Source organism: Actinobacillus delphinicola (assembly GCF_900638385.1).
Taxonomy (GTDB): Bacteria; Pseudomonadota; Gammaproteobacteria; order Enterobacterales; family Pasteurellaceae; genus Actinobacillus_C; species Actinobacillus_C delphinicola.
This window is the reverse complement of record NZ_LR134510.1, coordinates 733753-758138: the sequence shown is the minus strand read 5'-3', so window position 1 is coordinate 758138 and position 24386 is coordinate 733753. Positions and strand designations below refer to the sequence as shown.

At 37.8% G+C, this 24386-nt stretch carries 26 protein-coding genes; 4 read left to right on the top strand and 22 right to left on the bottom strand.

Annotated elements, in window-relative coordinates:
* Window positions 1-63: 63 nt before the first annotated feature.
* From EL259_RS03510 to tusA, 5 genes are all read right to left on the bottom strand, one after another.
* Window positions 64-1722 carry an ABC transporter ATP-binding protein gene (locus tag EL259_RS03510; protein WP_126599058.1) on the bottom strand — a complete coding sequence of 553 codons (1659 nt, stop codon included), beginning with the start codon at window positions 1720-1722 and terminating at the stop codon, window positions 64-66.
* On the bottom strand, window positions 1715-3463 hold the full coding sequence (locus EL259_RS03505) for an ABC transporter ATP-binding protein/permease (protein ID WP_126599057.1): 1749 nt from the start codon (window positions 3461-3463) through the stop codon (window positions 1715-1717). Before EL259_RS03505 ends, EL259_RS03510 begins: the two co-directional genes overlap by 8 nt.
* 173 nt (window positions 3464-3636) lie before the next feature.
* A complete protein-coding gene (locus EL259_RS03500; protein ID WP_126599055.1) occupies window positions 3637-4935 on the bottom strand; it encodes a phosphatidylserine decarboxylase family protein in 1299 nt (432 codons plus the stop codon).
* A 520-nt stretch (window positions 4936-5455) separates the two neighbouring features.
* Complete coding sequence (locus EL259_RS03495) at window positions 5456-6883, bottom strand: basic amino acid/polyamine antiporter (protein ID WP_126599052.1); 1428 nt, start codon at window positions 6881-6883, stop codon at window positions 5456-5458.
* Window positions 6884-7036: 153 nt separating this feature from the next.
* Window positions 7037-7273 carry a sulfurtransferase TusA gene (tusA, locus tag EL259_RS03490; protein ID WP_126599050.1) on the bottom strand — a complete coding sequence of 79 codons (237 nt, stop codon included), beginning with the start codon at window positions 7271-7273 and terminating at the stop codon, window positions 7037-7039.
* Window positions 7274-7346: 73 nt separating this feature from the next.
* Here tusA and EL259_RS03485 point away from each other — a divergent pair, with 73 nt between their 5' ends.
* Window positions 7347-7955 (top strand): YigZ family protein, encoded by a 609-nt coding sequence (locus tag EL259_RS03485; RefSeq protein ID WP_126599048.1) that lies wholly within the window; start codon window positions 7347-7349, stop codon window positions 7953-7955.
* Window positions 7956-7963: 8 nt separating this feature from the next.
* Window positions 7964-9430 carry a TrkH family potassium uptake protein gene (locus tag EL259_RS03480; RefSeq protein ID WP_172594214.1) on the top strand — a complete coding sequence of 489 codons (1467 nt, stop codon included), beginning with the start codon at window positions 7964-7966 and terminating at the stop codon, window positions 9428-9430.
* Between the two features lie 67 nt (window positions 9431-9497).
* Here the strand turns inward: EL259_RS03480 and aroE are convergent, their stop codons facing one another.
* The 7 genes from aroE to EL259_RS03445 form a co-directional block, all read right to left on the bottom strand.
* A complete protein-coding gene (gene aroE / locus EL259_RS03475; protein ID WP_126599046.1) occupies window positions 9498-10319 on the bottom strand; it encodes a shikimate dehydrogenase in 822 nt (273 codons plus the stop codon).
* 3 nt (window positions 10320-10322) lie between these two features.
* Entirely contained in the window at window positions 10323-10874 is a 552-nt protein-coding gene (locus EL259_RS03470) for a Sua5/YciO/YrdC/YwlC family protein (RefSeq protein ID WP_126599044.1), read from the bottom strand.
* 4 nt (window positions 10875-10878) lie between these two features.
* A complete protein-coding gene (locus tag EL259_RS03465) occupies window positions 10879-11445 on the bottom strand; it encodes a DNA topoisomerase family protein (RefSeq protein WP_126599042.1) in 567 nt (188 codons plus the stop codon).
* Between the two features lie 121 nt (window positions 11446-11566).
* The gene (locus EL259_RS03460; protein ID WP_126599040.1) at window positions 11567-12316 is read right to left on the bottom strand and encodes an ABC transporter ATP-binding protein; all 750 of its coding nucleotides are present in this window, start codon (window positions 12314-12316) and stop codon (window positions 11567-11569) included.
* Complete coding sequence (locus tag EL259_RS03455) at window positions 12304-13302, bottom strand: FecCD family ABC transporter permease (RefSeq protein WP_126599038.1); 999 nt, start codon at window positions 13300-13302, stop codon at window positions 12304-12306. The genes EL259_RS03460 and EL259_RS03455 overlap by 13 nt, the downstream gene beginning before the upstream one ends.
* Window positions 13302-14366 (bottom strand): ABC transporter substrate-binding protein, encoded by a 1065-nt coding sequence (locus EL259_RS03450; protein WP_126599036.1) that lies wholly within the window; start codon window positions 14364-14366, stop codon window positions 13302-13304. The genes EL259_RS03455 and EL259_RS03450 overlap by 1 nt, the downstream gene beginning before the upstream one ends.
* Window positions 14367-14499: 133 nt before the next feature.
* A complete protein-coding gene (locus EL259_RS03445) occupies window positions 14500-15231 on the bottom strand; it encodes a tRNA1(Val) (adenine(37)-N6)-methyltransferase (protein ID WP_126599034.1) in 732 nt (243 codons plus the stop codon).
* 81 nt (window positions 15232-15312) lie between these two features.
* On the opposite strand from EL259_RS03445, the gene srmB reads away from it, so the two are divergent.
* Entirely contained in the window at window positions 15313-16641 is a 1329-nt protein-coding gene (srmB, locus tag EL259_RS03440) for an ATP-dependent RNA helicase SrmB (RefSeq protein WP_126599032.1), read from the top strand.
* A gap of 65 nt (window positions 16642-16706) precedes the next feature.
* On the opposite strand, the gene EL259_RS03435 is transcribed toward srmB, so the two are convergent.
* The 10 genes from EL259_RS03435 to deoC form a co-directional block, all read right to left on the bottom strand.
* Window positions 16707-18047 (bottom strand): MFS transporter, encoded by a 1341-nt coding sequence (locus EL259_RS03435; protein ID WP_269471089.1) that lies wholly within the window; start codon window positions 18045-18047, stop codon window positions 16707-16709.
* 107 nt (window positions 18048-18154) lie between these two features.
* A complete protein-coding gene (gene mobB / locus EL259_RS03430; protein ID WP_126599030.1) occupies window positions 18155-18661 on the bottom strand; it encodes a molybdopterin-guanine dinucleotide biosynthesis protein B in 507 nt (168 codons plus the stop codon).
* 20 nt (window positions 18662-18681) lie between these two features.
* Window positions 18682-19125 carry a SoxR reducing system RseC family protein gene (locus tag EL259_RS03425; RefSeq protein ID WP_126599028.1) on the bottom strand — a complete coding sequence of 148 codons (444 nt, stop codon included), beginning with the start codon at window positions 19123-19125 and terminating at the stop codon, window positions 18682-18684.
* Window positions 19126-19127: 2 nt separating this feature from the next.
* A complete protein-coding gene (locus EL259_RS03420; RefSeq protein ID WP_126599026.1) occupies window positions 19128-20201 on the bottom strand; it encodes a MucB/RseB C-terminal domain-containing protein in 1074 nt (357 codons plus the stop codon).
* Between the two features lie 69 nt (window positions 20202-20270).
* The gene (locus EL259_RS03415; protein WP_126599024.1) at window positions 20271-20816 is read right to left on the bottom strand and encodes a sigma-E factor negative regulatory protein; all 546 of its coding nucleotides are present in this window, start codon (window positions 20814-20816) and stop codon (window positions 20271-20273) included.
* 27 nt (window positions 20817-20843) lie between these two features.
* Window positions 20844-21419, bottom strand: coding sequence for an RNA polymerase sigma factor RpoE (gene rpoE, locus EL259_RS03410; RefSeq protein ID WP_126599022.1), 576 nt, complete (start codon window positions 21417-21419; stop codon window positions 20844-20846).
* A 91-nt stretch (window positions 21420-21510) separates the two neighbouring features.
* Complete coding sequence (locus EL259_RS03405; RefSeq protein WP_126599020.1) at window positions 21511-21759, bottom strand: FAD assembly factor SdhE; 249 nt, start codon at window positions 21757-21759, stop codon at window positions 21511-21513.
* 56 nt (window positions 21760-21815) lie between these two features.
* Window positions 21816-22295 (bottom strand): hypothetical protein, encoded by a 480-nt coding sequence (locus tag EL259_RS03400; RefSeq protein WP_126599018.1) that lies wholly within the window; start codon window positions 22293-22295, stop codon window positions 21816-21818.
* Window positions 22296-22316: 21 nt separating this feature from the next.
* On the bottom strand, window positions 22317-22604 hold the full coding sequence (locus tag EL259_RS03395; RefSeq protein WP_126599016.1) for a hypothetical protein: 288 nt from the start codon (window positions 22602-22604) through the stop codon (window positions 22317-22319).
* A gap of 102 nt (window positions 22605-22706) precedes the next feature.
* The gene (gene deoC, locus EL259_RS03390; RefSeq protein WP_126599014.1) at window positions 22707-23396 is read right to left on the bottom strand and encodes a deoxyribose-phosphate aldolase; all 690 of its coding nucleotides are present in this window, start codon (window positions 23394-23396) and stop codon (window positions 22707-22709) included.
* Between the two features lie 185 nt (window positions 23397-23581).
* Here deoC and trmJ point away from each other — a divergent pair, with 185 nt between their 5' ends.
* Complete coding sequence (trmJ, locus tag EL259_RS03385; protein ID WP_126599012.1) at window positions 23582-24319, top strand: tRNA (cytosine(32)/uridine(32)-2'-O)-methyltransferase TrmJ; 738 nt, start codon at window positions 23582-23584, stop codon at window positions 24317-24319.
* Window positions 24320-24386 lie beyond the last annotated feature (67 nt).

Here is a 24386-nt window from a genome sequence, read left to right as displayed (position 1 = left end):
GCCGAATTGGCGGTTTTTTATTATAAATCACATAAATTTTTGCGAAAAATGGGGCGTGATCAATTAAGATTGTCGCCCATTTTCAACCCGAATTTGCTTATCACAAATTGCCATGGTGGATTGACGATGGCTCACTAGGATAATGATTTTATCCTGCTTTTCTTGTAATAAAGCTTGTAAAATCAAAGCTTCATTTAAGCTATCTAAATTACTGGTTGGTTCATCCAGTAAAATAATAGGTGCATTGTGCAAGAAGGCTCGAGCAATGCCGATGCGTTGTTTTTCACCATCAGATAAACTATTACCCATCTCAGTCACGATCGTGTCATAGCCATTAGGCAAACTCATAATAAAATCATGAATATTGGCTTTTTGGGCTGCCTCAATGACTTCTTCACGAGTTGCGCTACGTTTTGCCATGTGAATGTTGTCATAAATGCTTTCATTGAAAATATAAGTTTGTTGGGTAATGTAAGCAATATGATCGCGTAGGCTCTGCGTATTGATATCTTTTAAATTGATATCATCAAAGAAAATTTCCCCTGCGCTTGGATCATAAAAACGCATGATAAGTTTAAGCAGGGTAGATTTACCACTGCCACTGCGTCCATGGATACCTAAAATCTCACCTTTTTTTACCGCAAAGTGCATATCGGTGAGGATATTTTCGGTTTGATAGGCAAAATTCACGTGATCGACACGTAGTTGGTGGACATCGTGTAAGTCTTTACCGTGAATGACATCTTTAAGTTCAGGCTCTTCTTGTAATAATGCTAACACACGCTCACCGCTAGCTAAGGTTTGTAAGAGATTATTAGACAAGTTAGAAATGGCGATGACAGGACCATAACTCGACATTAATAAAATCACCCCAACTAATAATCCGACAAAATTAATTGTACTCGTTGCAAATAAGATAAGACCTGTGATGAGAATTAAAATATTAAAGCCAGAAACAGCAATTTCAGTATAAGCACGGACTTTTCCTTCTTGCTCTTTAATTTTTAAGAAAGCGTCATCAATCGCTTGGCTGCGACGTTGAATGTTTTTATCACGGATTTTTTCATGTCCAAAAAGCTGGATTTCTTTCATTCCTCGAATGCTATCTAGGAAGTAATCATTCATTTCACCAACTAATTCACGATATTTACGCCCATCATTGCGTGCCATTTTCGTCGTGAAAATCGGTAAGAAGAATCCGATGGTGAGATACGCTAACAGCGCAATAAGCGTAAACCACAATGAAATGTGTGCAAAAATACCGAGGAGAATTAATGAGGTAATGATGGCAATCATTACTGGCGCAATGGTATGTGCGTAGAAGACTTCAAGTAATTCAATATCATTGGTCACTAACGATAATAATTGCCCCGCCTCTTTACCTTGTAATTTAACAAAAGCTAATTTACGCAATGCGCCAAAGACTTTATCCCGAAGTAGGGCAAGGAGTTTAAAGGCAATATAATGCCCTGACATTTGTTCCAAATAACGTAACACACCGCGCGCAACGGCTAACGCGATAAGAATGCCAATCACTGCACTAAAGGAAAAATGAGTATGGAATCCTAATAAGTCAACAAGACCGATGGCACCAAAAACCATGATAAAGATGGCACTTAAAAATCCTAGTACCCCCATGGTAATGGTGAACGCCATAATGTGAGAAAGAGGTTTGACTAATGCGAGCAATTGCCACATCACTAAAAATCCATTCTTACGCATGGTTTGCCCCCTGTCTAATTTGTTCTAAATGCTGTTGTTGAGTAAACATTTGGAAATAATCGCCTTTTTGTTCCATTAATTGTTGGTGGGTACCCTGTTCAATGCATTGACCATGATCTAATACATAAATTTGATCTGCTCCGACGGCATTGGCTAAGCGGTGTGAAATCATGATAATGGTTTTAGTTGTCTTCAATTTTTGAATGAAACTTAAAATAATTTCTTCACTTTCTACATCAATATTGCTGGTGGCCTCATCAAAAATGTAAACAGAAGTGTCGTGTAGTAAAGCACGTGCAAGGGCAAGACGTTGAATTTGACCGCCAGAAAGATTACTACCACGGCTTAAAAGTGGCATGTCTAAGCCACCATTCTCGCGTACAAAATGGGCGAGATTGACTTCTTCTAACACTTGGTAAATGCCTTCATCTGTTGCATTGATTTGTGCCATTAGCATATTTTCGCGAAGAGAACCTTTGAAAATATAGCTACTGTGGCTCACTAGTGCGACGTGTTCATAGAAAGATTGACGAGTAATGTCATTAATATTTTGATGATTAAAGAGAATTTCCCCGTGATTAGCTTTGTTAAAGCCCATCAATAGAGAAACAAGCGTGGATTTTCCACAGCCACTTTCTCCCACAAAAACAGTGAGTTGATTAGCATTAATTTTTAAACTGAGATGATTGATCGCCATTTTTTCTTTGGTATATCCAAAAGTAACATCATTCACCACAATATTGACATCATGTGGATGTTGGAATGCTGTTGCCTGTGGATTTTGTTCAATTGGCGTATCGAGGAGCGTAAAAATTTTATCGCTTGCCGCTTTACCATTCATCGCCACATGGAAGAAGGATCCAAGCAGACGCAAAGGAATGAAAAACTCAGAGGCTAATAGAATAAATAAAATCACGCCTAAAATTGTGATTGCACCCACTTTAAACTGATATAAAGCCGTAATGATCCCAACCGCTGAGCCACCGTAAGCTAATAAATCCATTAGTGAAACTGAATTTAATTGCATAGTGAGGACTTTCATCGTCACGGTGCGAAATGTTTCCGCTTCTTTATCCATGACTTTAGCCTTATGCGCATCATCTTGATAAATTTTTAAGGTAATAAGTCCTTGTAAATTATCTAAAAAACTACTCCCTAAACCGACGTAAATCGCCCAATATTTAGCTAAAAGTTTTTTAGCAATTTTATTAACAGCAATGATCGACATTGGAATAAGTGGGACACAAATGAGTAGTACGATCGCCGTTGGAGCATTGAAAAAGACTAAAAAGATAAAAAGTGTGAGCGGGGCAAGTAAGCTATAGAACAGCTGGGGTAAATAACGCCCAAAATAAATTTCTAATTGTTCGACGCCCTCGGAGGCAACTTGAATAATGGAGGAAGTTGATTGTGCTTGTACTTGGTTCAACGGCATTTCTGCGATTTTATTGTAAATTAAACTGCGAAGATGATGTTTAACATTAGTACTTGCACGATAAGAGGCATTAACTGCCATTTTCCCTGCAAATGCACGTAAAATTAATGCAAAAATAAGCAAAATACATAACAAGATTGTACTCCATAAATGTAAATTTTGCTTATAGGCAGCTTGTAATAAATCTGCAAAAATGACGGCACTGATGATGCCGCCAATTAATGCAATCCAGTTCCATATCACATTGATAGCAATCCATTTTTTACTATCAGGTACGGTATTTATAAGACGTTTATCTATCATCATAACGAAATACTCTAAAAAAATATAACTAAAAAAATAAGCCGAATGCAAATGATTATCCGACTTATTCTTATTATAACTAAATTACGCCCCATTTTTCGGAAAAATTTTTTAGAAAATAGAAAAAAAGCCAAAATCAGAGATTTTGGCTTTTACGTTAACGCATAGAGGATCAATTATGCTTTTTTAGAAACACTGGCGATTTTGCTACAAAGCGGAATATTGCTGCTTGATAGGCTTGGTTCTTGACCGTGGAGATCAAAATCGACTTGTACATCTGGTTGGAAAATAAGGAGATGAGTTGAGCCACCAAAGTGGAACATACCAATTTCATCACCTTTATTAACATGTTGACCAACTTTGACTGTGATTTCGTTAGAAGAAACTTCTGCCATACCGACAGCAACGAAAGCGAGTAAGCCGATATCTTTATTGTCTGCTTCAAAAATGATTACCGCACGTGATGCCACTTCAGCAATATAGGCTTGCGAATCATTTGGTGCAGAACTATCTACTTGATCACCATCCGCAAAACCTTCGTAGTAGTTTTCAGAATAATAAGTACCATAAATATTATAGGCTTTGACAACGGTACCACTGATAGGAGCATGCCAACGGTGGTAGCTTAAGGCGCTAAGGAAAGCTTGGTAAATAGTACCACCAACAAATTTATCGGTTAGGTCGTCTTTATTTAAAATGTTTTCAAGTGAATAAGGTTGACCTTTAATCCAATATTTATCTGTTTTTTTCACATTGGTGACTGTACGATAAGGTGCAGATTCACACGCATTTACCACGATACTGTCATCACCTGGTGCGGCAACAGGACGCACGCCCGGTTTAAAACGGCGGGTAAAATATTCATCCCAAGAAGTGAAACCAAAACGTTGTTCAATATCTTGATTTGGGGTTTCAAAGATTTTTAAGAAGTCATCACCAAATGCTGCTTTGGTCACTTCTTTCATGGCAGTTGGATTAAGCCAGCCAGTTGGACTGGTATTTAAGATATAAGCAGATTTTTCTGATGCAAGAAAATCTCCCCAGTAATTCAGAATAGCACGGAAACAATCATTTACACGGGGATCAAGGAAAACCTCATAACCTGCTTTTGTTCCCATTGCCCAGTCTAAAATTGCGTTAATTGGGAAACCGACTAGACCTGTTTCATTAAATTCTGGTGCATGGGTCATAACATGGTTAATTAAACGCAACATTTGGTCGTAGTTTTTGACTGGACAATGTTGATATTCACTGGTTTGGTATCTTGGCTTGTCTGGTACTTCAGAAAACATGTCTTGGAATTTTTCTTTAAGTAAAGGATCGCTTTCAATTAGATCTTTGAGCATTTGTACAGGCGGATATAATTTCGTATCAGTATTATCTGCATCCTGTGCAAATTTCTTTAACCAATGATTCAGAAAGGCTTGGTCGCTTGGTAGCCATTTACCTACTTTATATTTCAATTTTTCAAACATAAATTTCTCCTTACATATGAGAGTTGCGTTTAAAGAATAATGAGCAAACGTGTAATAGATAAAAATACCAAATCCCCAATGGGATATTCGTATAGAATATTTACGGATAATCTGGAATGAAATGACGCCTATGATATGAGAAGTATCTATTGGTTGTAGTGAGAAAATAGGTACCAAAATTGTACAAAAATTGGGTTATTTCGTAATATATTTAATTTTATTATTTTGTGGGGTTGTTTATATTTTAAAAATTTCCTTTTATCACTAAACCTAATCCAACACTAGTTATATCGAGTTATAAACTTTTTTAAATTATAGACATCATACATTCTAATATTAGGTAATTTTTTATACATTGAGGTCATTCTAAAAGCAAAACGAACAAAATAAAAGCATTAATTTATATTTTTATAAAAGAGATCATGTCTTTTGATATTGGTAGGGATGGTGAGCATAATGATAGAAAATGTAAGAAAAAAGCCAAAACAATCTGTTTTGGCTTTAATATCTAAATCTCATGTTAGAGGGTAATATGTCCTAGTGCAACCAAGATTACTGCAATACAAGCAAATAAGATAATGACAGCGGCGAGGATAGCATCTTTCAATGGGAATATTTGTTTGAATTGATGTCCTTGTTGCTTGCGTGCAATGTAAAAAGGAATGATTCCAATAGCATAAAGAATACTTGCCACAAATAAATATGTGAACCCAGCAGAATATACTAACCAGCAACAATAGAGGGTAGCAATAGCACTAATAAGTAGAGAGACACGGCATTTTATCGTATTTTGTGCATAAATTTCTTTGCGTAAAGCGATCTTGCAAAGATACATGGCACTCAATAAATAAGATGGCAAAATGATAACGCTTGTGATGTTTACAGATTCTAAATAAACGTCTTTTGCCGTAATGGCTAAAATTAAAAAGAGTGACATCATCGCACTTGAAATTGTTAAAGCGGTGCTTGGTACCATCTTTTTATTTTCCCTTGCAAAAATTTTGGGGAAGGTGCCATCTATTGCTGCGGCAAAAGGAACTTGAGCCATAAGAATTGTCCATGCAACCCACACTCCACCAATAGAAATCAGAACTGAAAGTGTAACAAATTTTGTAAACCATGGACCGACTAACGTATCCAATACATATGCTGTAGATGGATCAGGTAAATGGGCAAGTTGTGGTTGGTTTAGAATGGCATAAGGTAAGATAGACACCATTACATATAAAATCAATGCAACAAGAAAACCAATGAGTGTTGCGATACCCACATCTTTTTTTCTTTTTGCATGGTTAGAAACAACAACCGCACCTTCAATGCCGATAAAGCACCATACGGTGACTAACATTGGCGCTTTTATTTGTGACCAAATGCTTCCTAAATGATCTTTTACCCCCCATAAGTCAATATTTTTAAAATCAATATGGGTATAAAGCACATACATGCAAATGATCGCAAGAATAGCGATAAATTTAATAATTACCGTAATGGTATTAAGTGAACTTGCCTGTTGGATTCCCCGTGTGATGATAAAGTTATAGATCCAAATGAGTGCAAGCCCAAGTAAGACAGTTGGTGTACCGTGATTTAATAAAATGGGAAAATAATGTCCTAGCGAGTCATTAAGCATAATAGCAAAGGCGACATTCCCCGTAATTGATGTCAACCAATAGCCCCATGCGGAATTAAATCCAATAAAGGTACCAAAACCTTCTTTAGCATAAGAATAGATACCAATATTAAGTTCAGGACGTTGTTCTGTTAAGATTTTAAAAACAAAGGCGAGTGATAGCATACCTATCCCCGTAATAATCCACGCAATAATGACTGGACCAAGAGCGGATTTAACGGCAATATTTTGTGGAATATTAAAAATACCGCTTCCTATCATGGAACCGAACACCATTGTCGTCAGACCGAGTACGCCAATTTTTTTCTGAGGTGACATTATAAGTCCTTTGAATATTTATGATATGAGGTGCGCATTCTAAAGATAAAGTAGGGGAATAGAAAGAATTAACTACATTATTTTATTAAGAAAAATAAAATCCTAGTAGAAATAATTCAAAATTTGATCACTAGGATATAGTCGTTTTATCAATTAATTCCCTTTTTTTACCCAATATTGGAAAGGAATGTTTTGGGTTTGACTTTTAAGTAATTGATGATCCATAAATTGACAGAAACTTGGGATATCACGAGTTGTCGCAGGATCATCGGCAATAATTAATAAAACTTCTCCTGGTTGCATGTGACGAATTGTTTTTCTCACCATCATAACAGGCTCAGGACAACGTAAACCTAATGCGTTAAGTTCTTTGTTGACAGTAATTTCCATCGTATTCTCTCTTTTAATAATTTTTGCGTATAATATCGCTCATTAAAAAGATGGTCAAAGTTTTAGAAAAGTAATGCAATATTTTGTTCCAAAAAATTTAGTTGTTTTTGAAGAAGAAATAAAGAAAAGTCGGTTTATTACCTACCTTCATCATACAAACGGTATGGACGAAGCAAAACAGTTTTGGATGTGGGTTAGGATGCAACATCCACAAGCGTGCCATCATTGCTGGGCAACAGTTGCTGAGTCCCCTACTAATTCACAAGGATTGGGTTTTTCTGATGATGGCGAGCCAGCAGGAACTGCGGGTAAACCCATGTTAGCTTGTTTACAAGGTAGCAATATTGGTGAGATTACCGCTGTTGTCGTTCGTTATTTTGGTGGTGTGTTATTAGGGACTGGCGGTTTAGTTCGCGCATATAGTAATGGTGTTCAACAGGCTCTCAAGCAAGTTGAAACAGTATTAAAGGTCGAACGCAAACCATATCAATTAGTCTGTGATTATGCCCAGATTAATTTAGTACAGAATTTGTGTAAACAATATGATGTACTCATCGAAACACAGGATTTTCAAGCCGATGTAACATTTACGTTGGCAATAAGTGCCGATAAATTAGTTGGATTTCAGCAGGCATTAAGTGATAGTTCAAGTGGACAACTTTGTCTTGAAAGTAAGGAATAGGGGATAACGTGCAAATTTTATCAGTATTAAGGATCGTAGGTATTCTCATCATGGGGTTTTCGGGCGTTATGCTCATACCTGCTTCGGTCGCATTAATTTATGGGGATGGGGGCGGTAAAACCTTTATGGAGTCCTTCGCCATTTTCCTTGCCCTAGGTGTAACACTTTGGTGGCTTTGCCATAATCATAAAGAACAGTTACGAGCAAGAGATGGTTTTCTTATCGTTGTGGCATTCTGGGTGGTAATGGGGCTACTAGGTGCCGTGCCATTTTTACTTTCTGAGCATCTTCATATTAGCGTGAACTCTGCTATTTTTGAGTCTTTCTCTGGATTTACTACAACAGGGGCGACGGTTTTAACGAATTTGGATAGCCTGCCTCATGCGATACTTTTTTACCGACAGTTGACCAACTGGTTTGGTGGAATGGGGGTTATCGTACTTATGGTTGCGGTATTACCACTTCTCGGTGTAGGGGGAAACCAAATTTATCATGCAGAATCTTCAGGCGTAGAAATGAAAAATGATAAATTGCGACCGCGCATTTCTGAAGTAGCAAAACTGCTATGGTTGTGTTATTTCTTTTTCACTGCTTTGTGTGCAATTTCTTACTGGCTTGCGGGCATGAACTGGTTTGATGCGATTTCACATAGCTTTGCAACCCTATCAAATGGTGGATTTTCAACGCATAATGCAAGTTTACCGTATTTTAATAGCTCAGCTATTTACGTGATTTCAGCTATTTTTATGTTGGTGGGGGGATGTAACTTTAACTTGCATATCATTGCATTGAGTCATTTTCCACATAAAACAACCTTAACAACCTATTGGAAAGATCCTGAATTTAGATTTTTCGTATTCCTACAAGCCGCCTTTATTATTATTTTCTCATTAGGACTTTATATCCACTTTAATAATATCTCGCTCACACAGGCTTTTGTGAAAGGATCAGCTCAGGTGACTACCATGTCAATGAACTGTGGCTATTCAGTTTATAATATTGATGATCTGCCACCATTCCTTTCCATGCTTCTTGTGTTTGCGTGTTTATTAGGAGGCTGTGCGGGTTCAACTTCAGGTGGCTTAAAAATGATTCGTGCGTTAGTGCTTTGGTTACAAGGAAAACGTGAATTATTAATGCTGATTCACCCGAATATCATTCATCCAGTGAAACTCGGAGATAATGTTGTTCCACGCCGTGCGTTAGAAAATATTTGGGCATTTCTGATCGTGTATATTCTCGTATTCTGGCTTTGTGTATTTGGTGCAATTGCTTGTGGTATGGGTGGTTTTGATGCGATCGGTGCGGTAATTTCGACGATTACCAATACAGGACCTGGTCTAGGATCAACCAGCGAAAACTTTAGCTCAGTGCCAGACGCATCGAAATTAGTTTTCTCATTTGCAATGGTAGCAGGACGTTTAGAGTTCTTCTCATTACTCGTTGTCTTTATGCCAGCATTCTGGAAAAAATAATTAAAAACAATAAACACGCCCCGATTTTCCTAAAAATTTATGCGAAAATCGGGGGCGTGTTTTTTATTTATTTTCGCAATTCTTTTAAAATTGCGGCGTAATCAACTTTTACATTTCGCCATAAGGCAAAACTCTCTGCTCCTTGTGCAAGTAGCATTCCTAAACCATCGGCGTAATCAGATATTTGGTAAGATTTTAATTTTTTGATGAAAGGCGTATCTTCATGCAATTTGTATTGCATATCATAAAAGTGCGGGATATGACGTACCCAGTTGCCTAATAATGTGAAGTCTTCACCATTTAAGCCTAGAGAAGTCGCATTAATGCAAAGATCAAACCGCTGTGTTGCAATATCGGCAAAAGAAATGGTGCTAATTGCCCCAAGATCTTGAAATTCATTAACCAGTGCCTGGGCTTTTTCTTCATTTCGGTTTGCAATAAAGATATGTTGCTGGGCTTGGAGAAGGGGATAAAGTACCCCTTGGGTCGCACCACCCGCACCGAGAATAAGAATATTCTGGTGGGGTACTAGCCAATTTAAACGGGTTAAATCGTTGACCAACCCAATACCATCGGTATTGTCAGCGTAGAGGCGTCCATCTGGAAGTTTTTTAAGCGTATTACAACTTTTAGCATGTAAACAACGTTCGCTATGAAGATCAGCGAGAGCAAAAGCACGTTGTTTAAAAGGGGCGGTAATATTACATCCCATGGCACCATCTTGAAAAAAGAGGGATAACTCTTGTTCAAAACGTTCTAAAGAACCTAATTTTTTGGTGTAAACAATTGGTTGCCCTGTTGCTTTTGCAAAGTCCATTTGGATGCGTGGCGAAAGGCTATGTTCAATAGGATTTCCCCATACCGCATATTGATCACGATTTTCTTGCATAATTTACCCTTGGCGCACGATTTGATTTGTAAATAAATCTTTGATTTGAGATGGATTTTTTGCACCACCAACTTGTCCTTCTAGTACTGGAAAGTCTTTGCCAAATTGTTGGTAAACTTCGGCATAGGTTCTCGCAGGTTCTTTACCAGTGAGATTAGCACTGGTTGAAATTAGTGGCATCTTTCCTCTCTCGCATAGTGCAGTTACATCAGGATGAGCGCATAAACGAATTGCAATGGTGTCAAATTTTCCACGAACTAGGCGAGGTACGTCCATTTTCACAGGGACGATCCATGTTGTCGCAGGGGTATAAAGTTGATTGAGGCGCTGATATTGCTCATCAGTTAATGCTTCCAGATCAACGAAATCTTGAAAATAGTGGAGAGCAGGGGCAATGAGGATAAGTCCTTTTTCAATTGGGCGCTTTTTTAAAGCGAGTAAACGTTGGATGGCCGTTTCACTGTAAGGATTACAACCTAATCCAAACACTGCTTCTGTTGGATAAGCAATTACCTCATCATTCAATAAGGCAGCAATAATTTGTTGTGTATTCATAAAGTTATTCGTGTTTTTCTGATTCAATAGGAATATCAAATGTTTTTTCACAATGTGGGTTAACGCATTGGAAAGATCGATGATGTTCCGTTATTTTTTTTAATAAAGCTAATTGACCATGACAATCTGGGCATGTTTGAAAAACAGGTTTTTCATTAATTATCATTTTGCATTTAGGAAATTGATCGCATCCATAAAAGCTTTTTCCAAAACGACTACGGCGTAAAACAAGTTGCCCCTTTTGACAAAGTGGACAAGGATATTTTTCACTTGGTGTTTCTTGCACTTGGTGATGGAGTACATAATCACAGTCTGGATAAGCACTACAGCCAATAAACATGCCATAAGTACCTTGTTTTAATTGTAAATTTTCACCACATTTTGGACATAGTTCTGGTAAATCGTGAATAATTTGAAATTGTGAAGTTGTACGTAAAGGTTTTAAATAGTCGCATTCTGGATAGCCAGTACAACCGAGAAATAAGCCTCGTTTACTTTGTTTTATTTGTAAAACTTTACCGCATTTGGGGCAATATTCTTCTTGTTTATGCGGAGAGAAAAGTGAAGTCATAACCAAACCTTTATTAATGGATCATGATGTTATTTTGAAGTAAGCTATCGCAAAAAGCTATTTTTTAGATAAAAAAATGGCGACAATGGGAATGTCGCCAACTTCTCCGTACTGACTCGCATTATCTTTGCACAGAGAAAAGGGGGAAAATGACCTTTTTATCGTCTTCCAATGTCTTACAGCGTAGTGGAAGTCCATAAAGGCGCTCTAACCGATTTTCTTGTAACGCCTCATAAACAGGCGCATACAACCACTGTTGTTCTGGAAGTAATAATAAACACTGATCTGCCACAAGTTGGGCATGGTAAGGATCATGTGTTGTAAAAAGTACCGTTTTGTTTTGTTCTTTTGCCAATTTAGCGATGAAATTTAAAACAATCTGTTGATTAGCCAAATCTAGCGCCGAAGTGGGTTCATCTAAAACAATAAAGTCCGCTTCTGACATCAAGGCTCGTGCTAATAAAATTAACTGTTGTTGCCCACCTGATAAATGGTTAAACACCATATGTGCAAGGTGAGAGATTCCTAATTCCATCAATAATGCTAATGCGTGGGCTTCATCTTCAGGAGTTGGCTCATAAAAGAGTCCAACACGTTGACTTAATCCCATTAGCACAACATCTAGGACTAAATAGTCAAAACTCATTGTATTGTGTTGAGGCACATAACCGATATTCTTAACGCAATTTATTGAACCACTGAGTTTCGGCAAAATTCCTACGAGAGTATGGAGTAATGTTGTTTTACCCCGCCCATTTGTGCCAAGTATGGCAACGACTTCACCTTGTTGTAAACGGAGTGATATAGGTAAGCAGAGTGGTGTTTTATGACCGAAAGTGATATCGGTTGCTTCTAATATTATTTTCGCCATGATTTATTCTTTGCCAGTAAGAAAATAAACAACGGCGCGCCGAACAATGCCGTGATAATACTCAGGGGAATTTCAGATTGGCTTAAGGTACGTGCTAAGTCATCAACTAACAACATGATGATAGCACCCGCCAAGAAGGTTGTTCCCAATAATTTACGGTGATCGGCACCAACCAGTAACCGACCAATATGCGGTACGACTAAACCAATCCAGCCAACAGCACCAGTGACAGCAACTTGTGAGGCAATGAGTAATGCACTTAAAAATAATACACAGTAGCGTAAAGGGGTTACATGTAACCCCAACGCTTTGGCTTCAATGTCGCCCAAGGAGAGTATATTGATACGCCAGCGTAGTTTGTAAAGTACACCGCCAAAAATAACAATAGGTATCCACACAAGCCCTAACTTTTGCCAATTTGCCGTGGAAAAACTTCCCAACAACCAAAACACAATATTCGGTAATTTCTCTTCGGTGTCAGCAAGGTATTGCACTAAGTGAACTAACGCAGCAAAGATACCGCTTAAGACGATACCTAATAAAATCAGCATTAAGCGATCACTTTGCCCGAATAAGCTGGCAAGAAGATAAATTAGTGCTAAGGCTAATAGACCAAAGAAGAAGGTATTTAGCATCAATCCAAAGGTTGAAAAGCCTAATAAAATGGCCAAGGTCCCACCAAAGGCGGCACCTGAACTTACGCCAATAATATGAGGATCGACAAGGGGATTATGAAAAACACCCTGCAAAATAGCCCCACTAAAGGCTAACAGTCCGCCGACACCAATAGCGAGTAAAACTCGAGGTAAGCGAATATCTAATAAAATATGCTTATCAATCGCAGTTAAATGAGTTTGACTTGTAAAAGAACAAATAATTTTGGCGAAGCCAACGGGATATTGCCCTAGCGTGAGTGAAAACATACTCACGACCAGTAGTAATATCATTAAAATTAAGTTAATTTTTCTCGAATCTTTGTGGCGCATTATTTAACGTTTGGCGCAGCAATATAATTCGTACGATAGAATTGGTGATAGTAATCCTGTACTTTTTTCGCCAAATCTACATCTTTAAATCGTTGCGGATAAAGGGTTTTTGCCATCCAAAGCTCCCCTAACGCTACAGCTTCTGGCATTGGGTAGCCCCATGCCTTCGCATATTGTGGCATCAAATATACTTGATGATCTTTGACCGCTTTCAACCATTTCCAACTGTCGGAATCATTGATTTCGGTATAGACAGAAGGGAAACGATTTTGTACAAAAATAACTTGTGGATTCCAATTTAAAACTTGTTCCATAGATACGGCTTTGTAACCTTTTAAGGTTGCTGCAGCCACATTAACTGCACCTGCACGTTGCATCATCACACCTGTATATTTTCCACTACCGTAGGTATGGAGATCAGGGTTGGCAAGATAAACACGCACACGTTGTTCAGGTTTTAAATTAGCAAGACGTTCTTTGATTAATTTTTGATTGGCAAAGGTCGCTTTAATAAGTGCTTCACCATTTGCTTGTTTGTTAATGACATTTGCAATTAAACGGATCCCTTGTTTTAGCCCTTCGTTGTAAGCGTACTGCGGATCTTTGAGGGTTGGATTCATTTTATTATTTTGCGATTTCGGCTCAACACGCAAAGAGATTCCAATTACTGGAATACCTTGAGCCGTAATTTGTTTAATCATGCTTTCTGGCGCATAGTTTGCAACAAAAACTACTTGCGGTTTTAATGCCATTAAACTTTCAATATTTACATTCGTTAAATCGCCAGGCATCGGCATATTTTTAAGACTCGGTGCTAGGCGCAGATAATTTTCCCCGAGATCTTTTTCCCAGCTTGAAAGTACGCCCACAACGTCTTTCATACCATCTAATTGATTAATAATATTCAATGTTTGATGTTGTAAAACAACAACACGATTGACAGCATCGGGAATAGTCACTTCACGACCTAATTGATCAGTAATTTGGCGATCGGCATGTGCTAATGTTGAGAAAAATAATCCCGAACCTAGCGTGATAGCCATGAAGAGTTTTTTCAATTTCATAAATATACCCAAGATTAACTCCATTAACGTTATGTATAAAATTTTATATAAACTTTTTGAGTAGTGCAAATTTTATTTATATAAAATGAAATATTTTTTCTTATGGTAATTTATGCATAATTAAAAAAAATAATTACATTCTTAGATAAAAATCCTTAAAAATTTTAATAAAATCAATGCTATATTTATTTTCTTTATCGTAAATAACAAGATGTTCTTCTTGACAAGGTTTAGGCATTTTAGAAAAAGTCATTAGCATTCTAGAGGGCTGTTTACCAGATTTCGTTGTAATAATACATTTTCTAATACAATGAAAAGGGGCTTTCTCGATAAGATTTTGTGCAGCATCAAAGGGCAATACGAAAGAAATTTTTCCCGTTTCAGTTAAAAAATTAGCGGCAATTGTGAGCCAATCTAAATGAGAAAGTTCTGTATAGCGGGCTAAATCACGTGCTTGATTTTTACAAGGTTGTGCTTTAGGAAAATAGGGAGGATTTGCAAGAATATGATCAAAACACGCCCCGATTTTCGGCAAAATTTCTGCAATATCGCCTGAATAAAGCTGAATATTTTCTTTCCATGGGCTATTTTTAAAATTTTGTTGAGCTTGTTTGGTTGCCATTGCATCTTTCTCAATTGCGATAATGGAAAAATCTTGCGATACCGTGGCGAGGCGTTGTGCGGTCATTAACGCAATAAGTCCCGTACCCGTTCCCATATCCAAGACAGATTTGGTATTTTCTAAATCAGCCCAACCACCTAGTAAAACCCCGTCAGTTCCTACCTTCATTGCACAATGCGTTTGTTCGATAGAGAATTGTTTAAAATGGAAAAATTGTGGCTTAGGTTGGTGAGAAGAGGACATTTTTTTTGGAAAGCTCCGTATTTTTGTTGGAAGTACGTTATAATTGCCCTAATTTTAAATGAAAGGATTACAGAGAAAAAGATGAATACAGCGACTTTTGAAAGTTTCGACCTCTCGCCAGCGCTTCTCGCAGCAGTGGAGAAACAAGGTTATAGCCGCCCAAGTGCCATTCAGGTAGAAGCCATTCCAGCTGCCATGGATGGATTAGACGTATTAGGTTCAGCGCCCACTGGGACAGGGAAAACCGTAGCTTTCTTGCTACCTGCTATCCAGCACTTACTGGATTATCCACGTCGTAAACCCGGTCCGCCACGGGTACTGGTATTGACCCCTACCCGTGAATTAGCCATGCAAGTCGCAGAACAGGCAAAAGTACTTGCTCAATTTACTTCCCTTAAAATTGCAACGATTACGGGAGGAATATCTTATGAAGAGCATGGTGAAATTTTTAACGAAAATCAAGATATTGTCGTAGCAACCCCAGGGCGATTATTACAGTATATCCAACAAGAAAATTTTGATTGCCGTGCTGTTGAAATTTTAATTTTTGATGAAGCCGATCGCATGTTGCAAATGGGATTTGGTCAAGATGCAGAACGTATTGCGGCAGAAACACGTTGGCGTAAACAAACCTTACTTTTCTCTGCAACCTTAGAAGGTGAGTTATTGCAAAGCTTTACTGAGCGTTTACTAGAAAATCCAGTTAAAGTGGATGCCGAACCAAGTCGTCGCGAACGTAAAAAGATTCATCAATGGTATTATCATAGCGACAGCAAAGAACATAAGATCAAGCAAGTTGCGCGTTTTATCCAAACTGAAGATGTACAACGAGGTATCATTTTTGTCCGCCGTCGTGAAGAGGCGCAAGAGCTTTCTGATATTTTACGTAAGCGTGGCATTCGTTCTACCTTTATTCAAGGTGAGATGAATCAATATCAACGCAATCAGGCGATTGAAAGATTGAAAAATGGTGTGGTAACCGTGCTTGTTGCGACCGATGTTGCCGCGCGAGGAATTGATATTGAAGATATTAGTCATGTGATGAACTTTGACTTACCGTACAGTGCGGACGTATATACACACCGTATTGGGCGCACGGCACGTGCAGGTAAAAAAGGAACCGCCGTTTCTTTCGTTGAAGGGCATGATTATAAATTATTGGGTAAAATCAAACGCTATACTCAAGAATTGCTGAAAGCTCGTGTGCTTGAAGGATTAGAGCCTCGTACCAAACCGCCAAAAGATGGTGAAATTAAAAAAGTCAGCAAAAAATCAAAAGCAACCAAAAAAGCAAAAATTGCCGAGAAACAAAAGGCAGCCAAGAAAACCAAACAAAAATTACGTCATAAAGATAGTAAAAATGTGGGTAAACGTCGTAAGACGGCTACTAGTGATGCTGCAGAAAAATAAAAAGAAAACCGCTGAATACCAGCGGTTTTTTATTGCATAAATTTTTCGGAAAATCGGGGCGTGAGTTACAAGAGATTTTTTCCATCATTAGATTGTAATTTGGTGACAAGCCAAATGAGGAATAACCCAAAAAGGCTGGTCGTGAAGAAGGTGTAACTAAACGCATGTTGGAGTAAATCACTTGGTAAAATATTGCGATAGCCTGCAAGAATAGTAGAAGCGACAGCGATACCTAACCCAATTCCTACTTGTTGCGTGACACTCAATAATGTTGAACCGACACCAGCAGATTCCTGTGCTAGATCCCCAATCGTGAGCGTATTAATGGAAGTGAATAAAATCGACATGCAAGTTCCGTATAACGAAAATAGCACTACGATCCAGATAATTGGCGTAGATTCATGTAATAAGCCCATCATCGCAACCACGATCATAATCCCAATCGCACTATAAATTAAGGTTGTACGATAACCAATACGTCTTAATAATGGTGTAACAATACCTTTGGCGATAATAGAGCTTAAAGCAATAGGGGCGAGTAGCCAACCCACCATATCCGCACGGTAGCTGAAACAAATTTGGAACATTAGCGGAATTAGGAAAGGGATACTTGATGCACAAAGGCGAACGAATAGATTAATTGTTAAGCCTAAGCGGAAAGTACGGATATTGAAAACGTGTAAAGACAAGAGGGGGGCAAGGTGGCGTTTTGCATGGCGATAATAGGCAATGAAAAAGAGTACCCCAATTATAAATAGGAGGATCGCCCAATAGATAGCTACGACACTTTCGGCAATGAGATCAAGCCCTAATGTGATCCCAACCAAACCTCCAGCGAAGATAAAAAATCCTTTAAAATCAAGTGGTTTTGTTTCTCGAGTAAAATTAGGCATATAGTAAGCTGCCGCAAAAATACCGAGTAACCCGATAGGAATATTGATTAAAAATATCCAATGCCAACTCGCATAAGTTACTAGCCAACCCCCTAGGATTGGACCGAGGATAGGTCCCAACAATCCTGCGACAGCCGCTAAATTCCACGCATGAATAAGTTGTTTTTTAGGGACTGCTTGAATAAGTGTTAATCGTACAACAGGCATCATTAAAGCACCGCCCATACCTTGTATGATACGGAATAGAACAAGGATATCGAGTGATTGTGACATAGCACAACCAATAGATCCTAGTACAAAAACGGCGACCGAGTAGCGGAAAACGTGTAAGCTTCCAAATCGATCTGCCATCCACGCACTCAAGGGGATAAAAAGGGCAACACTCAATGCGTAGGCAATGATGGCAAGTTGCATATTAAGCGGTACGGTATGTAATGCTTTTGAAATTGCGGGGAGTGCTGTATTAAGAATGGTGGCATCTAAGGTTTGCATAAAGAAAGCAAGCGCTGCTATCCATGCTAAACCAAAATATTCTTTCGCTAATTTCTGTTTTTTTTCAGAAACTTCAGTCTCGCCCGAATTTTCGGATTTTTTTCTAAAAATATTCAAATTAATATCCTTTATTGCTTTATCCACCAATCTTTGATGAAGCGTGCGATTTGTTCGGGATTATTTATATCCAATACAGGCACATTGCATGAGATTGGATAGTTGGTAGCAATAGCGATAGTAAAGGTATCAATATCGGGCAGAGGGCGAGCCATTTCTTGGCGATGTAATAAAATCTTCGGAATAGGCTCATCTTTAAACCCTTCGACGAGCAGGATGTCGTTTAATGAAGGATCAAATTGTTTGGTTAGCTCTGCAAGTGTAATCGGTGCTGTAGGTGTTTCTGACATAATAGCCCAGCGCTTATCAGAAACCAATGCGACTTGAGCAGCCCCAGCCTCTTTCATTCGCCAGCTATCTTTTCCTGGAATGTCAGTTGATGCATCATGATGAGTATGCTTGATGACACCGATGCGTAAATCATATTTTTGTAAATAGGGTAACAGTTTTTCTAGTAATGTTGTTTTTCCACTATTACTATAGCCTGAAATCCCTAGTAATTTAGGAGAATTATACATGGATATTTTATCTTCTTCTTTTAAGGATAAACACGCAATAAAATCGGCTGATAAGCAGGATGAGATGCGAGTTTATCTGCAAAAATTTTTACAATAAAAAAGCAGAGGGTTGTGCAGGCAAAAATAATAGCAATGCAAATTAATTCACTGCTACAAAAATATTGGCTGACAATCGTACTCACGACTAAGGTTAAAAGCGGAATGGTGTAAAGTAATAAACTTGCAAGAACGAGCGCTTTTTCTTTCAATCCTATTTCAACCTGTTGTCCTATCCTTAACGGGGTTAATGTTTCAATAATGAATACATGATCTGACTTATTTTTCTTTTCATTGGTTAAATCAGATAGCGCAGCACTACCGCAAGAATCTTTAGCAGTACACGCCGTACAGCCGCCTTGACGTTGGCATTTGATTGTCGCTTTTCCCCCATGATAAGCAACAACCACTCCTCGTTCAGTTAACATAATTAGTTACTCTTAATATTTTCAATAATGCGTTTTGCTGTAGAAACTGGAATCTCTCCAATACAGGTAAAATCTTGGTTGTTTTGTGTTCTAGTGTAAAGTGATAATGCACCACGTGACCAGTTTTTATCTGGTGCGTCGGGAATAATGCTTGGCGCAACGTTTATTGTAAAGGAAAAAATTCCATCCGAATAGAATTGTGTTTCAATAGTTTTACCATTTAATGTATTAACTGTTTGTTTTATAAGGTGAAATCCATTAGGTAGCCAAGTTGGTTTCCAAGAAAAAGCACTTTTAGGTGATTGTAGTTTTGTGCTAATGAAAGGAGGCATATCTAAGGCATCAAGTGCAGAAATAAATTTTTTTACATTGGTTAACGGAATGAAGTCGACAACACGGAATTGGGCAAGCAAATTGCCATTATGATCAAGAATATCTTGACGTAATAACATATGATTTTTGGCATTTAGAAATAAAACCAGCTGATCACGATAACCATCTTTTGGTACAATACGTAATGTAGTAACAACATGATCGGCAATGCGGTTCATTCCAACAGGAATGATGTCGTAATATTTGCTTACATTTTTTAAATTTGCCCATAAGATACTTGGGAAATTATCGATAATATAATGTCCACGAATAGAGAAAGTTGGGTACAGTGGTGAAAAGTAGCTAATAATATCGCCCCTTTGCAAGATTTCTTGCTGAATACCGTCCATTGTGGTTAATTGAGCATAGTTTTTATTATCGGCATATGCATGATAATAACGGAAAGACTCTATACTTGCAGGTGTGATATTAACAAAAAACAGCCCATAATCTGTCATAGCATGGTTTGTTTGCATTAATTGTAGTTGTTGCATCGGCGATAAGTTTTTTGAGGAAACTTTTGGAAGATTTTGCGACATTGCATGGTCTTCAGGAGTCGCAACAACCATTCTCTCCGCATCGATTTGTTTTGAGGAGGTTGGAGTACTGGCTTGAGCAAGGGTAGGGGCAAAAAATAGAGTCAAAATAGCAAAGAGAGAGATAAATGGCATTTTGAGAACAGAAAAAATGACATTTTTAGACATAAAATACTCCAATTAATATTAAAAATCACCATAGTGTTGATAGCTTAATATGATGATTTTTATTCAAATTTATTTATGGATTTCTGAAGCATAGAGTCTGCGTTGTAGTTCATAACTTTGAACCATTTCGCCGATTTGTTTATTTTTTTCTTCCATTTGTTTTGGTGTCACAATAAATTGATGTGGTACGTTATAACTTACATCTTGGACTTGATTGTTAAAAGGAAGTGTTTGTAAAACAGGAATCGCACTTTCCGCAGGTTTTTTGGTAAATTGTTGTACGCCAAAAACAGCGACTAAGCAGACACTGGCTGCAACGCCTAATTGTAACATCGGCATGAAAGCCGGTTTAAGTTTCTGCCAAAATTTCTTTGATTTTGGCATGACTTTTTGTTGCGCTACTAAGATAGGTGCTTCTTCTGACTCTAAAGCTTCAGCGACACTTTTAGTAAAATCATCACCTAAAATGAAATCTGATTCTTTACGCATAACATCTCGAATAAGATGGAAATTTTGCCAAGTCTTTTCTAATTCAGGATCTTGGCTTATCTTGCGTAGCGTAGAACTATTGATTTCCTCTCCATCCATTAATGCGGATACTGAGATTTTTTGCATAAGTTACTCCGTTTGTAAAACCGTAATTTAATTTTGAAGCAGAGGGGCTATTTCTGTTTCAATGAGTTCACGTGCTCTAAAAATACGTGAGCGCACCGTTCCAACGGGACAATTCATAACACCTGCAATTTCTTCATAGCTCAAACCATCTATTTCACGTAAAGTGATAGCTACGCGCAGGTCTTCCTGCATATTAGCGATTGTCGTAAAAACGATATTTTTCAATTCATCTGAAAGTAATTCATTTTCTGGTGTCGCTACATCCCGTAAGGCTGTACCGGAATGAAGAACTTCGGCATCTTCGGCAAGAATATCTTCATTCGGTGGACGTCTGCTTTGAGACGTTAAGTGATTTTTAGCGGTATTCACCGCAATCCGATAGAGCCAAGTATAAAAAGCACTTTCGCCCCTAAATGTGTGGATAGAGCGATAAGCTTTAATAAAAGCCTCTTGAGCAACATCGGCAATTTCATGAGGATTAATGTAACGAGTGAGCAAACCGGCAACTTTGTTTTGATAACGTGCCACTAACAAATTAAAGGCTTTCTTATCTCCCTGTTTTACTCTTTCCACTAATGCCTGATCTGTTAGCTTTTCGGTCATATTACCTCTTTTTCCCTTACAAATCTGACACCAAAATTTATTGCTCTTTGGTAGTTAGATAGGTTTTATATTGAAAAGTTCAAAATCTAAATTAGTGTTCCATCTTAGATTGAATCAATGATATTAGGTTCTGTAATTTTGCATCATCGGCAGGTTTATTATTAAAGAACCAAGAAAATAACTGCAGATCACTACAAGCTAATAAACGCAAGAATGTAGATTTTTGCTCGTCAGAAAGACTATTAAAATGTTGTTTGTAAAAAGGCATAATGACCTTATCCAATTCTAACATACCACGACGGCAATCCCATTCAATACGAAATTGATCCCTTTCTTGCATAGTTGACATCCTTTGAAATAATGAACCCTCTAAAAAGATTTAGAGGGTTCTAAAAATTATAAAAATGCATAAATAATTAGTAAAACAATAAGAATGATAATAATAGATAAGGAGATACGATGAGCTCCTTTCTTAACAGCACATTTTCCCATGTGGGTTTCTTCAAGTGCTTCTTTTACTAAATCGTTATTACGTTCCCCAGTATAGATTTCAGCTTTCTCAAAGGCATGTAAGCATTCTTGTGCAGTATGTTTGATTGCAGCCATCGTGGATGTTCGGTAAACAGGTTTCCCCTTAAATTTACTTAAATCGATATCATGATCGGTTGCAACAATAACGACATCGGCTTGTTCAATATCTTTAGATGACAGAGGCATAATATGAGGCTCATCATGGTCATCTTTATGATTTCCATGCATTTCGACTTTAACTTGCCAGTTTTGTTCTTTTGCATAATCTGCAATGGCTTTAGCCGATAAGAAAGTTTGCGTCTCGCTATGAGGAGCAGAGGTAATAGCAACAATATTTTTTTTCATTGACGATTTCCACAATGGATCTTACTTAAGGTAATCTTCGTAAGGTTTGCATTCTTTTAACGCTTTTTCTAAAACTGCTTTAGAATCATTGAATGCTTTTTCTTCATCCGCAAGATATACTTTTTTCCCTTTGTATGCATCATTAGGTGTGAGTGAATTTCCGAAAGCAATGATAAGTTGTGCTTCCTCTACGTTATGAACAACGATAAGTCCATGATCTTCAAAAAGACGAGTAAGACGTTCCATTAGTTGGAATTCTTTTACATCACCGAAGTAAGCTGCTGGTACAAAATAAACAGTTTTAATCATAAGAAACCTCTTGATATCGTTTAAAAGTTCTTGGAATCTTAGCAGAAAATACCTCATACGGGAAAGAAAAATATACAGAATTCCGAATGAGGTATTCAAAGATTAGTAGCCGTTACCTTCAGCAATTTTGCCGCTGATAATAGCAATACCAGCACTTGCACCAATACGGTTTGCACCGGCTTCAATCATTGCCATTGCTGTTTGAGTATCGCGGATACCGCCTGATGCTTTCACGCCAACATTTTCGCCAACAGTTTTGCGCATTAATGCGATATCTTCAACTGTTGCACCGCCTTTATTAAAGCCAGTAGAAGTTTTAACAAAGCCTACACCAAGACCTTTACAAATTTCGCAAGCATGAACAATTTCTTCTTTAGTGAGAAGGCAAGTTTCTAAGATGACTTTTAAGGTTTTACGTCCACATGCTTCAAGAACAGCATGAATATCATCACGCACTGCGTCCCATTGATGAGATTTAATTAAACCAACATTGATCACCATATCAACTTCATCAGCTCCCGCTTCAATTGCTGCTTTCGCTTCAAATGCTTTTACTGATGGTAAGTTTGCACCAAGAGGGAAACCAACAACAGTACAAATTTTTACATCAGAACCTGCAAGTTCTTTTTTGGCAAGAGGAATGAAACCAGAATTGATACATACGGACCAAAAATGGTGTGCTTTTGCTTCCTCGCAAAGTTTAATAATGTCCTGTTCAGTTTTCTCTGCAGTTAAGGCAGTGTGATCGATAAATTGAGCAATTTCTTGGGGATTATTGATTTTAATTGTCATTTTATTTTCCTTCTTTGTGCTAAAAACTATCCGTATGATAACGCAAAAGAAATTACAAAAGAATAAGAAATCAGAGGGAAATAGCCGAGAAAATCCGATTAATTTTTATAGAAAGTATTATAAAATCTTGACCTTTTTTTATGGATATTGTGGTAGAATTCTGCCGTTCAACTTAGGTAGTAGATATGTTAAACCAAATACGAATCATTCTAGTAGAAACATCGCATAGCGGCAATATTGGTTCCAGTGCACGTGCAATGAAAACCATGGGACTGACAAAGTTAAGATTGGTTGCACCGCAGTGTGATATTGATGAGCAGGCAGTAGCCTTATCCGCTGGAGCGGAAGATGTGTTAAAGCAAGCAGAAATTTTTTCTTGTTTCGATGAGGCTATTGCAGATTGTGATCTAGTCATCGGAACGAGCGCACGTTTACGTCATCTACAAAATACTCTTGTCGATCCCAAAGACTGTGGCGAAAAGGTGATGGCATATCTTCATCAAAACCCCGAGGCAAAAATTGCACTGGTATTTGGGCGTGAACGGGTTGGGTTAACGAATGAAGAACTTTTAAAATGTCGTTATCATTTTTATGTACCAACGAATCCAGACTATGGTTCGCTTAATTTAGCGATGGCTGTGCAGTTGGCATGTTATGAATTACGTCAAGCATGGCTGAAAGCTGGTGATGATTATCAACTAGGTAAAACAACTCATAAAGATATGCGTATTTATCCTAAAGCAGCTGATTTTGCTTATTTTTTCAAACAAACAGAAACTCTATATCGTGAGCTAGGGTTTATTAAAAATGATGGTGTAATGCAAAAATTGCAACATCTATATCAACGTGCTGATTTAGATAAAGCAGAACTTAATTTATTGTGCGGTATGTTGAGCATTGTTCAGAAGAAATTAAATGATTAGGATAAAGTTGACTATTTTAGTCAGGAATGTATTATATGTAAGCAGTAAGTCCGGTAAAAGATAACAA

Excerpts from the sequence above, each read along its gene's own strand:
- EL259_RS03425 (WP_126599028.1), bottom strand. The coding sequence starts at position 19,125 with ATGTTAACTGAACGAGGAGTGGTTGTTGCTTATCATGGGGGAAAAGCG.
- srmB (WP_126599032.1), top strand. The coding sequence starts at position 15,313 with ATGAATACAGCGACTTTTGAAAGTTTCGACCTCTCGCCAGCGCTTCTC.
- deoC (WP_126599014.1), bottom strand. The coding sequence starts at position 23,396 with ATGACAATTAAAATCAATAATCCCCAAGAAATTGCTCAATTTATCGAT.
- EL259_RS03500 (WP_126599055.1), bottom strand. The coding sequence starts at position 4,935 with ATGTTTGAAAAATTGAAATATAAAGTAGGTAAATGGCTACCAAGCGAC.
- EL259_RS03465 (WP_126599042.1), bottom strand. The coding sequence starts at position 11,445 with ATGACTTCACTTTTCTCTCCGCATAAACAAGAAGAATATTGCCCCAAA.
- EL259_RS03505 (WP_126599057.1), bottom strand. The coding sequence starts at position 3,463 with ATGATGATAGATAAACGTCTTATAAATACCGTACCTGATAGTAAAAAA.
- EL259_RS03405 (WP_126599020.1), bottom strand. The coding sequence starts at position 21,759 with ATGCAAGAAAGGGATCAATTTCGTATTGAATGGGATTGCCGTCGTGGT.
- EL259_RS03415 (WP_126599024.1), bottom strand. The coding sequence starts at position 20,816 with ATGCAAAAAATCTCAGTATCCGCATTAATGGATGGAGAGGAAATCAAT.
- EL259_RS03455 (WP_126599038.1), bottom strand. The coding sequence starts at position 13,302 with ATGCGCCACAAAGATTCGAGAAAAATTAACTTAATTTTAATGATATTA.
- aroE (WP_126599046.1), bottom strand. The coding sequence starts at position 10,319 with ATGCAAGAAAATCGTGATCAATATGCGGTATGGGGAAATCCTATTGAA.
- EL259_RS03495 (WP_126599052.1), bottom strand. The coding sequence starts at position 6,883 with ATGTCACCTCAGAAAAAAATTGGCGTACTCGGTCTGACGACAATGGTG.
- mobB (WP_126599030.1), bottom strand. The coding sequence starts at position 18,661 with ATGTATAATTCTCCTAAATTACTAGGGATTTCAGGCTATAGTAATAGT.
- EL259_RS03450 (WP_126599036.1), bottom strand. The coding sequence starts at position 14,366 with ATGAAATTGAAAAAACTCTTCATGGCTATCACGCTAGGTTCGGGATTA.
- tusA (WP_126599050.1), bottom strand. The coding sequence starts at position 7,273 with ATGGAAATTACTGTCAACAAAGAACTTAACGCATTAGGTTTACGTTGT.
- EL259_RS03420 (WP_126599026.1), bottom strand. The coding sequence starts at position 20,201 with ATGTCTAAAAATGTCATTTTTTCTGTTCTCAAAATGCCATTTATCTCT.
- trmJ (WP_126599012.1), top strand. The coding sequence starts at position 23,582 with ATGTTAAACCAAATACGAATCATTCTAGTAGAAACATCGCATAGCGGC.
- EL259_RS03510 (WP_126599058.1), bottom strand. The coding sequence starts at position 1,722 with ATGCGTAAGAATGGATTTTTAGTGATGTGGCAATTGCTCGCATTAGTC.
- EL259_RS03400 (WP_126599018.1), bottom strand. The coding sequence starts at position 22,295 with ATGAAAAAAAATATTGTTGCTATTACCTCTGCTCCTCATAGCGAGACG.
- EL259_RS03445 (WP_126599034.1), bottom strand. The coding sequence starts at position 15,231 with ATGTCCTCTTCTCACCAACCTAAGCCACAATTTTTCCATTTTAAACAA.
- EL259_RS03395 (WP_126599016.1), bottom strand. The coding sequence starts at position 22,604 with ATGATTAAAACTGTTTATTTTGTACCAGCAGCTTACTTCGGTGATGTA.
- rpoE (WP_126599022.1), bottom strand. The coding sequence starts at position 21,419 with ATGACCGAAAAGCTAACAGATCAGGCATTAGTGGAAAGAGTAAAACAG.
- EL259_RS03460 (WP_126599040.1), bottom strand. The coding sequence starts at position 12,316 with ATGGCGAAAATAATATTAGAAGCAACCGATATCACTTTCGGTCATAAA.
- EL259_RS03485 (WP_126599048.1), top strand. The coding sequence starts at position 7,347 with ATGCAATATTTTGTTCCAAAAAATTTAGTTGTTTTTGAAGAAGAAATA.
- EL259_RS03470 (WP_126599044.1), bottom strand. The coding sequence starts at position 10,874 with ATGAATACACAACAAATTATTGCTGCCTTATTGAATGATGAGGTAATT.